Source organism: Actinoallomurus sp. NPDC052274 (genome assembly GCF_040679475.1).
Lineage (GTDB): Bacteria > Actinomycetota > Actinomycetes > Streptosporangiales > Streptosporangiaceae > Actinoallomurus > Actinoallomurus liliacearum.
This window is the reverse complement of sequence record NZ_JBFAUT010000028.1, coordinates 1-11172: the sequence shown is the minus strand read 5'-3', so window position 1 is coordinate 11172 and position 11172 is coordinate 1. Positions and strand designations below refer to the sequence as shown.

10 protein-coding genes are annotated in these 11172 nt (G+C 72.1%); 5 read left to right on the top strand and 5 right to left on the bottom strand.

From position 1 onward, the window contains the following. Positions 1–141: 141 nt before the first annotated feature. On the top strand, positions 142–507 hold the full coding sequence (locus tag AB0K82_RS23555) for a PH domain-containing protein (protein WP_364400270.1): 366 nt from the start codon (positions 142–144) through the stop codon (positions 505–507). Between the two features lie 76 nt (positions 508–583). On the opposite strand, the gene AB0K82_RS23550 is transcribed toward AB0K82_RS23555, so the two are convergent. Further along, positions 584–1444, bottom strand: a complete 861-nt coding sequence (locus AB0K82_RS23550; protein WP_364400267.1) for an alpha/beta fold hydrolase — start codon at positions 1442–1444, stop codon at positions 584–586. A gap of 203 nt (positions 1445–1647) precedes the next feature. Here AB0K82_RS23550 and AB0K82_RS23545 point away from each other — a divergent pair, with 203 nt between their 5' ends. Beyond that, the gene (locus AB0K82_RS23545) at positions 1648–2625 is read left to right on the top strand and encodes a hypothetical protein (protein WP_364400264.1); all 978 of its coding nucleotides are present in this window, start codon (positions 1648–1650) and stop codon (positions 2623–2625) included. A gap of 65 nt (positions 2626–2690) precedes the next feature. On the opposite strand, the gene AB0K82_RS23540 is transcribed toward AB0K82_RS23545, so the two are convergent. The 4 genes from AB0K82_RS23540 to AB0K82_RS23525 all read right to left on the bottom strand — a co-directional run bounded on the left by AB0K82_RS23540 (position 2691) and on the right by AB0K82_RS23525 (position 6308). Beyond that, complete coding sequence (locus AB0K82_RS23540; RefSeq protein WP_364400262.1) at positions 2691–3584, bottom strand: alpha/beta fold hydrolase; 894 nt, start codon at positions 3582–3584, stop codon at positions 2691–2693. A 196-nt stretch (positions 3585–3780) separates the two neighbouring features. Beyond that, positions 3781–4263 carry a TIGR03618 family F420-dependent PPOX class oxidoreductase gene (locus AB0K82_RS23535; RefSeq protein ID WP_364400259.1) on the bottom strand — a complete coding sequence of 161 codons (483 nt, stop codon included), beginning with the start codon at positions 4261–4263 and terminating at the stop codon, positions 3781–3783. A 13-nt stretch (positions 4264–4276) separates the two neighbouring features. Continuing rightward, positions 4277–5740 carry a DHA2 family efflux MFS transporter permease subunit gene (locus AB0K82_RS23530; protein WP_364400256.1) on the bottom strand — a complete coding sequence of 488 codons (1464 nt, stop codon included), beginning with the start codon at positions 5738–5740 and terminating at the stop codon, positions 4277–4279. A 79-nt stretch (positions 5741–5819) separates the two neighbouring features. Continuing rightward, entirely contained in the window at positions 5820–6308 is a 489-nt protein-coding gene (locus tag AB0K82_RS23525; protein ID WP_364400253.1) for a MarR family winged helix-turn-helix transcriptional regulator, read from the bottom strand. Between the two features lie 101 nt (positions 6309–6409). Here AB0K82_RS23525 and AB0K82_RS23520 point away from each other — a divergent pair, with 101 nt between their 5' ends. From AB0K82_RS23520 to pgi, 3 genes are all read left to right on the top strand, one after another. After that, positions 6410–7993 carry an MFS transporter gene (locus tag AB0K82_RS23520; RefSeq protein ID WP_364400251.1) on the top strand — a complete coding sequence of 528 codons (1584 nt, stop codon included), beginning with the start codon at positions 6410–6412 and terminating at the stop codon, positions 7991–7993. 217 nt (positions 7994–8210) lie between these two features. Next, positions 8211–9260, top strand: a complete 1050-nt coding sequence (locus AB0K82_RS23515; RefSeq protein WP_364400249.1) for a biotin/lipoate A/B protein ligase family protein — start codon at positions 8211–8213, stop codon at positions 9258–9260. A gap of 109 nt (positions 9261–9369) precedes the next feature. Next, positions 9370–11013, top strand: coding sequence for a glucose-6-phosphate isomerase (pgi, locus tag AB0K82_RS23510; RefSeq protein WP_364400246.1), 1644 nt, complete (start codon positions 9370–9372; stop codon positions 11011–11013). Positions 11014–11172: the final 159 nt, after the last annotated feature.

The window sequence follows — 11172 nt, the reverse complement described above, 5'->3', positions numbered from 1 at the left end:
ACGGTCGGCTGCGGCGTGAACGTCAGATGATCACGCGGCGGAACGCCCCTGGTCCGGTCACGTTTCAGCGACTTGCCGGAGGCCGCGCCAAGCGATCAGTACGTTGTTGTTCTTCCGGTTCCTTATACGAAAGGGCATCTCGTGGCTATCCGCGACAAATTGCGGGCCAACGCGGCTCCTCTCCTCCAGCCGGGGGAGAACATCCAGGCCGTCTTCTGCGGACAGACGACCAGCCAGTACTTCGCCCTGATCTCGGTGTGGATCATCATCCTCACGAACGCCTACCGCGTCGTGGTGGTCACGGACCGGCGGATCCTGATCTGCAAGTCCGGGCGGTTCCGGATGACCCCGGTGAAGGAGATCAGCCGGGAGCTGCCGCGTAACCTTCGGATCGGGCCGGCGAGCGGCCTGTGGTGGCGTTGCGAGTCCCTCGGCGAGCGGCTGTACGTCCACAAGCGGTTCCACAAGGACGTGGCCGCGGCGGACGGTCAGGCCCTCGCCGCCTGAGACACCGCGTGCCCGGTGGGCCGGTCTCGCCGCGCCGGTCCGCCGGGGAACGCTCCCCACGGATCGGCGCGGACCCTCACCCGTCGATGCCGCCGGGGGACGGGGGCAGGTGCCGGTGCAGGAAGTCCGCCAGGGTGCGGGTGAGCCGTACGCGGTGGTCCGACAGGCCGTGGTCGGTCGGGAACACGTGGTCTTCGAGGCGGCCGACCGGGTGGGCTCGGTAGGCGCTCACGACCGGATCGTGGTGGAACGGGGCGGGGGTAACGTCGTCGCGGCCGGTGCCGACGAGCAGCACCGCCCGGTCCGTGAGCCGCGGGGCGAGCCCGGCGAGACTCCATGAATCGCCCGCCTCCTCCATCTCGGCGAGGAGGGCCTCGGCGCCGGTGCCGCGGAGCGGGGCGACGTCGCCGAACAACTCGAGGTACCGGGAGCGCCGCGCGGGATCGGCCCGGCAGTCCGCGGCCGCCCGCCCGAAGTCGAACCCGGCCACCGAGGCCACCACGGCGATCGACGGGTCCGCCGCGGCGGTCATCAGCGCGGTGAAGCCGCCGACACTGTGCCCGACCACCGCGAGCCGCTCCGGATCCAGCCGATGAGCGGCCGCGAAGTCCGGCTCCCGCACGGCGGTCGTGACCCGCGCGGCGTCCTCGAGCACGTGCGTCCAGGACCAGGAACCGCCGATCCCCCACGAGCCGCGGTAGTGGAAGACCAGGGACGCGTAGCCGGCCCGGCGGAGCGCCTGCGCCAGGTCGAAGTTGCGCTCGTAGCCGGGGAAGCCGTGGCACAGCACCACCACCGGGTGCGGCCCCGGGCCCGCCGGGACGTGCAGCACGCCGAGCAGCGTCTCGCCCGCGCTCTGGAAGGCCACCGCCGGGGTGGTCGCGGCCGGCGTCAGGTCCGGGGCCGGGTCGGTCATCAGGAAATCGGGCACGCTCACGCTACCTCCGCGGGTCGAAAGGGCTGGCGCGAGACTAGCAGTAGATCGAACCGATCGGTACGAACTATCCTCCGGGTTCGAGACGCCTCCCCCGAGCAGGGGAGACGACCGTCGGCGGTTCACACCGCAGGGGGTCCTGTTCGATCGGCGGCTCCGGAAGGCTCGCCAGGGTCAGATCGGCTCGGCTCGAGGTGCTGGTACGAATGGTGCGAGATTCGGCGGGACCGCCGGTGGGCGTGGGCGTGGGGTGGAGCGCCGCGCGCCGGATCGCCGGTTACGGCGCGGCGCTCAGCATGGCGTCCTACCTGGTCGTCAAGGTCGTCTGGGTCGTCGCGGCGTTCGTCGGCCGCGCTCCGGAGGGCTTCGGCACCGCCGACTGGGTGACGCTGAACGCCGTCACCGTGGCGATGGCGACGACCGGGGTCGGACTCGGGCTGGCGCTGGCCCAGCGGTGGGGACGCCGGCTGCCCGCCGCTCCGGTGGTCTTCTTCTCCTGGGTCGGGGCGGGCTTCCTGGTCCCCATGATCCCGTACATGGTGGCCGGCGTCCTCTTCGGCGGGTCCGGGGCCGAGGCGGGCGGTGCGCGGGACGGCTCCGACCTCGTGCCGCGGTGGGAGACGGCGCTGATCACCGTCGGCTTCACGGGGATGGCCCTCGGGCTGGCCGTGGCTCTGCCGATCTATCTGCGGGAGCGCTGGCCGCGCGCCTTTATCGGCCGGCTGCGCGGCGGCGAGGCGGGGGCCCGGCGGCTCGTCACGGCGGCGATCGCCGCGACCATCGGGCTGGGCGTGCTCTGGTCCTCCTGGGCACTGGGGGGCACGCTGGGCCTCGACCCGGCGCACCGCGAGCACTGGGACCTCAATGGGCGGCTGCTGAACGCGACCTCGGGACTGTGGGCCCTGATCGGCGCGTGGAGCGTACGGGCGCTCACGCGCGGGCGGCCCGGCCGGCTTCGACGGTGGCTCCCGATGAGCCTCGCCTTCGCCGGATCGGGCTCGCTGTTCGCGTGGAGCGGCTGGAAACTGGCGATGGTGATCCTGCGGCCGGGAGGTTTCACGACCGCCGAGTACACGCGCGTCGCGGTCGTCGAGCACGCGCTGGGCGTCGGCCTCGGCCTGACGCTGCTGACGGCGGTCCTCCGGGTCGTCCGGTCGGCGGGTCCCGGTGTCGGCGGCGACTGACCGCGTCCGGTCGGCGGGTCCCGGTGCCGGGGGCGGCTGACCGCCCCCGGGCGGAGGGATCCGTGTCAGCCGTGGGACAGGCAGTTGCTCGGGGTCGCGTGCGCGGGGTCGAGGGCGTTCTCGACCTCGTGCAGGGCGACCGGGTCGAAGGCGATGGCGACGTGCTCGGAGACGTCGGTCGGGCAGAGGTTCTGCAGGAGGACGTTGTGGACGCCGGACCCGCTGAGGAACTGCGTGGCGTACGGCGTGACGACCTCGTCGTACCTGCTGGCGATCACCGTGTAGGAGACGCCGGGGACCGTTTCGCCGCCGGCGTTCAGTGTGGTCAGCAGGCTGGAGCCGACGACCTGGTCGACGCAGGCCGGGCAGCCGGCGTTCAGCAGGTCGAGCGCGCCGGGGAACTGCGCGGCGAGGGTGGCGAGGCCGTCGAGGGTCGTCCCGTGGTTGGACGGGGCCAGCCCGACGAGCGTGTGGACCTTGGCGGCGCCGCCGAGGAACTTCAGGTAGTAGCGCGGCATCATGCCACCCTGTGAGTGCCCGACGAGGTCGGCCTGGGCGGCGTTCGTGGCGGCGAGGACACCGGTGACGAAGGTCGCCAACTGGCCCGCCGAGCTCGCGACCGGGGCGACGGCGCGCAGGACGGGGACGCCCGGCACCTCGCCGTACGTGAGGGCGAAGACGCAGTAGCCGCGTGCGGCGAGGGCGGGCGCGGCGGTGAGCCAGTTGACGCTGCCGCTGGCGAAGGTGCCGTGGACGAGGACCACGGGCCGCGGGTGCGCCGCGGAGGGCCGGCACGACCAGTCGTTCGCGCCGGGGACGCCCGGGGCGGCGAGCGCCTTGGCGGCGTCGACCGGGTCGGCGGCGTGCGCGGCGGTGGACAGGCCGGTGAGCAGGACGCAGGACAGGACCGCGGCGGCGGCGAGACAGAGCGTACGGAGGAGGCGGGGGCGAGGGGGCACGGTTCCTCCCGGAGGGGGTGGCGGGGGAGTGCCGTTGTGAACCGCGTCACGTAATCAGGCACTTATGGGGGGAAGTTACCTCCGGGTTAACAACCTGACCAGCGCGTCATGAATAACGGTCAAATAACAAAAACCGGCCGGTAACCGGCGGGGCTACGGAAGGATTCCGCAGCCCCGCCGTCCTCCCCGCCCGCCGTCAGGACGAGGGGACGTCCAGCGCCGTGCCGTAGAGACGGTCGACGCGCAGTCGGATCACCAGCCGCCGGTCGGCCACCATCTGCGTCAGGAAGGCCGCCCGGTCGTCGGCGCTCTCGAAGGGCGGGACCATGCCGAGCAGTTCGAGCCCCGTCGGGTCGCCGGGCGTGGTCGTGACCGGGGAGAGTTCGGCGGTGCCCTCGGCCACGGCGAACGACCAGTGGTCCTCGCTGGCGACGTACAGCGCGCTCCGCGGGTCCTTGCGCAGGTGGCGGACCTTCAGCCGGTCGGCCGTGGTGCTGATCCGGGCGACGCGCTCCCGCTCGTCCCACGCGTAGAGGACGGTGGACAGGTGCGGGTGGCCGCTGCTCTTGTTCGTCGCGAGGGCCCCGAACTGATGGTCGGCGAGGAACCGCGCGAGGGCGTCGTCGGACAGTGCGACCGGGGCGGGGCCCGATCCGGGGGTGTTCTCGGTGTCGCTCATCGGGTCTCTGTTCTCAGTGGGCGGATGCGGGAGCGGTGGGGGCGTCGGCCGGGGCGCCGGCGGGCGCGGCCGTCGTTCGGCGGGGCTGCAGCAGCACGGTCAGGGCGAGGACGAAGGCGGCGGCGAGCAGGCCCGCGCCGACGCCGAACGCCAGGTGGAACCCGCCGGTCAGCGCGGTCGCCCGATCGTGCCCGTGCGCCGCCAGGCCGGTGGTGCGGGCGGTCGCCAGCGTCGACAGCACCGCGACGCCGAGCGCGCCGCCGACCTGCTGGGCGGTGCTGAACAGCCCGGACGCGACCCCCGCGTCGTCCGGCTTCGCGCCCGACATGCCGAGGGCGGTCACCGCCGAGATCGCCAGGCCGAACCCGCCCGCGAGCAGCATCGTCGGCAGCATGTCCACGACGTAGTCGGCGTGCGCGGGCAGCCGGGTCAGCAGCAGGAGCGCCACCACCAGCGACGCCAGGCCGGTGAGCAGGACGAGCCGCTCGCCGAACCGGGCGATCAGCCGCGCCGACAGCAGCAGTGACACGGTCGCGATCATGCCGGCCGCCGGCAGCATCGCCAGGCCGGTGCCCAGCGCGCCGTACCCGAGCACGTTCTGGGCGTACAGCGCGATGAGGATCTGGAACCCGAACAGGGCGGAGACCATCAGGATCTGGATGAGGTTGGCACCCGAGACGTTGCGCGAGCGGAACATCCGCAGCGGCAGCAGCGGGGCGGCGGCCCTGGCCTGGCGCAGGACGAACCCGGCGAGCAGGGCGACGGAGACCGCGCCGAGGCCGAGCGTCGACGGGGCGGTCCAGCCGTGCCGACCGGTCTGGACGATCGTGTAGACGGTCAGCATCAGTCCCGAGGTGACCAGCACGGCGCCGACGGCGTCGGCGCCCGCGCCGAGCCCGAGGCCGCGCTCGGCGGGCAGCACCCGGACCGCCAGGGCGAGCGTCGCGGCCCCGATCGGCAGGTTGATGAAGAAGATCCAGTGCCAGTTGATCGCCTCGGTGAGGACCCCGCCGAGGACCTGGCCGATCGAGGCGCCGGCGGCCCCGACGAAGCTGAACGCGCCGATCGCCGTGCCGCGCTCGCGCGGCTCGGGGAAGAGCGTGACGATCATTCCGAGGCCCACGGCCGAGGTCAGCGCGCCGCCGACACCCTGCACGAAGCGCGCGGCGATCAGCGTCTCCTGGTCGGTCGCGAGGCCGCACAGCAGTGAGGCCGCGGTGAACACCGCCAGGCCGGCGATGAACACCCGCTTGCGGCCGACCAGGTCGCCGAGCCGCCCGGCCAGCAGGAGCAGGCCGCCGAAAGCGATCATGTAGGCGTTGACGGTCCAGGTGAGGTTAGCGGGGGAGAAGTGCAGGTCCCGCTGGATGGCCGGCAGCGCGACCGTCACGATGCTGCCGTCCAGGATGATCATCAGGCTTCCGGCGCACAGCGCGATCAGCGCCGCGGTGCGGGACCGGACAAGGGGCGAGGTCATGGGAGTCTCCCGGTGCGTGGGTGGGCAACCGAGATAGGACGTTAGCAAATAGTTTTGTTGTAGACAATCTCCATCGGACTCAACTCCGTGGCTGGCGCGCCCTCCGGATCGGCCGCTCGCACTCCACCGGGGTCGCCAGGTGGCCCTCGGCCAGCCGCGTCAGCGCCCGGACGAGCACCTCGCGCTCGTCCTCGGGCAGCGCCTCCAGGGCCTCGCGGTGCACCCGGTCGGCGATGCGGGTGCCCTCGGCGACGGCCCGTTCGCCCGCCTCGGTGACGGAGATGATCCGCGCCCGGCGGTCCCGGCTCGACGGCCGGCGTTCGGCGAGTCCGGCCTTCTCGAGCTCGTCGACGGTGACGACCATCGTCGTCTTGTCGAGATCGGAGATCGCGGCCAGCTGGATCTGGGTGCGTTCCTCCTCCAGCGCGTGGAACAGCACGCAGTAGCCCCGCGGGGTCATCCCGATCTCGGCGAAGGCGGCGGTCATCCGGGTCGCGAGCACGTGCCCGGTGTGGCTGAGCAGGTAGGACAGGTCCGGTGCGGTACGCGAGGGAGCGCTCGTGGTCATGCCACCAATCTAACAAGTAGCGGATTATCTGTGACCGTACGAATAGCGGCCGTCAGCGACCGGTGCGCGGATGGTCAGCGGAGGCGTCGAGTCTTCCCTCCATGAACGACTCCTCCGCCGGAACCGCGGCCAAGGCGGGCCGCCGGGAGTGGATCGCGCTCTGCGTGCTCCTGCTCCCCCTCCTCCTCGTGTCCATGGACGTGTCGGTGCTGTACTTCGCCGTCCCGTTCATCAGCAGGACCCTCCAGCCGACGAGCACCGAGCAACTGTGGATCTTCGACATCTACGGGTTCGTGCTGGCCGGGCTGCTCATCACGATGGGCGCACTCGGCGACCGGATCGGCCGGCGCCGGCTGCTGCTGATCGGCGCGCTCGGCTTCGGCCTCGCGTCGGTGGCCGCCGCGTACGCGCAGAACGCCGGGATGCTAATCGCCGCGCGCGCCGTCCTCGGGGTCGGCGGCGCGACGCTGATGCCCTCGACGCTGGCGCTGATCCGCAACATGTTCCACGACGAGAAGCAGCGCGGCACCGCCGTCGCGATCTGGTCGGCCGCCACGACGAGCGGCATCGCGCTCGGCCCGGTTCTGAGCGGGCTGCTGCTGAACCACTTCTGGTGGGGCTCGGTCTTCCTCATCAACACCCCGGCCATGGTGCTGCTCCTCGTCTTCGCCCCGTTCCTGGTGCCGGAGTTCCGGAACCCGGCGGCCGGCCGGTTCGACCTGCTCTCCTCGGTCCTCTCGCTGGGCGCGGTGCTGCCCGTGATCTACGGTGTAAAGGAGATCGCAACCGACGGCGTCGACCTCGTGCGGGTGCTGAGCATCGCCGCCGGGCTGCTGGTCGGCGCGGTCTTCATCCGCCGTCAGGCCCGTCGCCCCGACCCGATGATCGACCTGCGGATGTTCCGCAACCGGGGGTTCAGCGGCTCGATCGTCACCAACCTCATCGCGATGTTCGCCATGGTCGGCTTCGCGATCTTCACGACGCAGTACCTGCAGTCGGTGCTCGATATGAGTCCCCTGACCGCGGCCCTGTGGAGCCTGGTCCCCTCGCTGGGCGTCGGCATCGCCGCGCCGTTGGCCACCCAGCTGGCCCGCCGGGTGAACCGGGCGTACGTGATCGGCGCCGGCTTCCTGCTCGCCGCGCTCGGCTTCGTGGCGCTGACGCAGGTACGGGCGGACTCGTCGGTCGTGGTGATCCTGGTGGGCGCCGGGGTGTACGCCATCGGCCTGGCCGTGGTCATGACGCTGGTCACCGACATGGTGCTGGGCGCCGCGCCGCCCGAGCGCGCCGGAACCGCGTCCGCGCTGGTCGAGTGCGGTTCGGAGTTCGGCGGCGCCCTCGGCATGGCGATCCTCGGCAGCGTCGGGACGGCGATCTACCGTCGGAACGTCACCGACGCGCTGCCCGCCGGCCTGTCGCACGACGCGGCGCACGCCGTACGGGAGACGCTGGGCGGCGCGCTCGCGGTGGCCGGCCGGCTGCCGGGCGGAGCCGGCGCGGCGGTCCGCCGGGCCGCGAGCGACGCGTTCGTCGACGGCATGCACGCCGCCGCCGTCGCCGGTGCCGTGGTCATGGTGGGCGCCGCCCTCCTGGCCCTGCTGGTCCTGCGCCGGGCCGCGATCGCCCAGCCGACCGACCGGTCCGCCGCGCCCGACCCCGGCGCCGAACCCGCCCTGCGCCGCTGACCGCCGGACCTCACCGCTCCACGGGCCGGGAGCCGCCCGTCTCGGCGGAGCGGCGGACGGCGTCCAGCAGCCGGTGCACGCGGACCCGTGCTCGCACCCGGGACGCGCCGGAGCCCCCGGCGGAATCCACGCCGGGCCGGCGTGGTTGACGATCTCCGGGGACCGCGCGCGAGTCGTTGTCAGGGAATCGCCGGTCAGGATGGGCAGGTAGGCCAGGATGCACGGTGAGTACAAGGTGCCGGGCGGCAAGCTCGTGGTCGTCGACTTCGACGTCGATGACGGGAGAGTGCGGAACGCTCGGGTCAGCGGCGACTTCTTCCTCGAACCGGACGAGGCGCTCGACGCCATCGACGACACCCTGAACGGCCTGCCCGTGCACCTGGAGGCGCGGGACATCGCGGCCCGGATCGACGCGCGGCTGCCGACGGGCGCCATGATGTTCGGGCTCTCCACCGAGGCCGTCGGCATCGCGGTGCGCCGGGCGCTGACGGACGCGACCGACTGGCGCGACTACGACTGGCGGCTCATCCACGAAGACCCACAGGATCCGGCGCTGCACATGGCCCTGGACGAGGTGCTCACCGAGGAGGTGGCGGCCGGGCGCCGGCCCCCGACGTTGCGCGTCTGGGAGTGGGCGGCGCCGGCGGTGGTGATCGGCAGCTTCCAGTCGCTGCGCAACGAGGTGGACGCCGACGCGGCGCGCCGGCACGGCGTGACCGTGGTCCGCAGGATCAGCGGCGGCGGGGCGATGTTCATCGAGCCGGGCAACACGATCACCTACTCGCTGTACGCCCCCGACGCGCTCGTCCAGGGCATGACGTTCGCCGACAGCTACGCGTTCCTCGACGACTGGGTGCTCGGCGCGCTGGGCGAGCTGGGCATCCGGGCGTGGTACCAGCCGCTCAACGACATCACCTCCGACCAGGGCAAGATCGCGGGGGCGGCGCAGAAGCGGCTGAGCTCCGGCGCGGTGCTGCACCACGTGACCATGTCGTACGACATCGACGCGGACAAGATGCTGCAGGTGCTGCGGATCGGCCGGGAGAAGCTGTCCGACAAGGGCATCGCCAGCGCGAAGAAGCGGGTGGACCCGCTGCGTCGCCAGACCGGCCTGCCCAGGTCCCAGATCATCGACCGGATGATCGCGCACTTCCGGGGCCGGTACGGGCTGACGGAGGACCGGCTCACCGACGACGAACTCCAGGCGGCGGCCAAGAGGGTGGCCGCGAAGTTCGGCACCGCCGAGTGGACGGCCCGCGTGCCCTGACCGCCTTGGGGGTCCGCGAGACGGGGCCCGTCGCGCTTCGGTTGGATGGTCATGGAGAGGGCACGCGAAGAGAGTGCTTTCTTCTGAGTTCAAAGAAGGGGAGACGAGGATGTCCGACCGCGTTCGGCTGGATGAGACGGAACAGTGGCAGGCGCTGCGCGCGCACCGTCAGGAGATCGGTGAGCCGCCGTTGCGCGAGCTGTTCGGGGCCGACCCCGCCCGGGGCCGCCGATACGCGCTGGAGGCCGGCGACCTCTATGTCGACTACTCGCGGCACCTGGTCACCGATGAGACGCTCCGCCTGCTGCGCGAGCTGGCGGCGGCCCGCGACGTCGCGGGGCTGCGGGACGCGATGTTCGCCGGGAAGAAGATCAATGTCACCGAGAACCGCGCGGTGCTGCACGTCGCGCTGCGCGCGCCGCGCGACGCGGTGATCGAGGTCGACGGGAAGAACGTCGTTCCCGAGGTGCACGCGGTGCTGGACAAGATGGCCGCCTTCGCCGAGCGGGTCCGGTCGGGCGAGTGGAAGGGCCACACCGGCAAGCCGATCCGCACGGTCGTCAACATCGGCATCGGCGGTTCGGACCTCGGCCCGAAGATGGCGTACGAGGCGCTGAAGCCGTTCAGCGACCGGTCGCGCGACTGCCGCTACGTCTCGAACGTCGACGGCGCCGACCTGCACGAGAACATCCGTGACCTCGACCCGGCCGAGACGCTGTTCATCGTGTCGTCCAAGACGTTCACGACGGTCGAGACGATCACGAACGCCACCTCGGCGCGCCGCTGGCTGCTGTCCGCGCTGGGCGACGACGCGGCGGTCGCGCGCCACTTCGTGGCGGTGTCCACCAACACCGAGCAGGTGGCGAAGTTCGGCATCGACCCGGCCAACATGTTCGAGTTCTGGGACTGGGTGGGCGGCCGCTACTCCGTCGACTCGGCGATCGGCCTGTCCCTGATGATCGCGATCGGGCCGGAGCGGTTCCGTGAGTTCCTGGACGGCTTCCACCTGATCGACGAGCACTTCCGCACGGCTCCGCCGGAGCGCAACGCGCCGTTCCTGCTGGGCCTGCTCGGCCTCTGGTACGACGACTTCCACGGCGCGCAGACCCACGCGGTGCTGCCCTACAGCCACTACCTCTCCCGCTTCACCGACTACCTCCAGCAGCTGGACATGGAGTCCAACGGCAAGTCGGTGGACCGCCAGGGCGAGCGGGTGGACTGGGACACCGGCCCGATCGTGTGGGGGACGCCCGGCACGAACGGCCAGCACGCCTACTACCAGCTCCTGCACCAGGGAACGAAGCTCGTCCCGGCCGACCTGATCGGCTTCGCCCGCCCGCTCGAGGAGCTGGGGGAGCTGGCCGACCAGCACGACCTGCTGATGGCGAACCTGTTCGCGCAGGGCCAGGCGCTGGCGTTCGGCAAGACCGCCGAGGAGGTCGCCGCGGAAGGAGTGGCCCCGGAGCTGGTGCCGCACCGCACCTTCCAGGGCAACCGCCCGACGACGACGATCCTGGCGAACGAGCTGACGCCGTCGGTGCTCGGCCAGCTCATCGCGCTGTACGAGCACAAGGTGTTCGTGCAGGGCGCGATCTGGAACATCAACTCCTTCGACCAGTGGGGCGTGGAGCTGGGCAAGGCGCTCGCCAAGCGGCTCGAGCCCCAGCTCACCGCCGCGACCGCGGACACCTCCGACCTCGACGGCTCGACGGCCGCCCTGGTCGAGCGGTACCGCACGCTGCGCGGCCGCTGATCGGGTCAGGAGTCCTTGGCGGACGGCCCCTTCCGCGACCTCGTCCGGGGCGTCCTCTTCGTGGGAGGCGCGCCGTCCGCCGGGGGTTCTTGCTCCGGCTTCGGTCCCGCGACCGGTACGTCGCGGGGCGTGCTCGTGGCGGCGCGCCGCGGCCGCGTG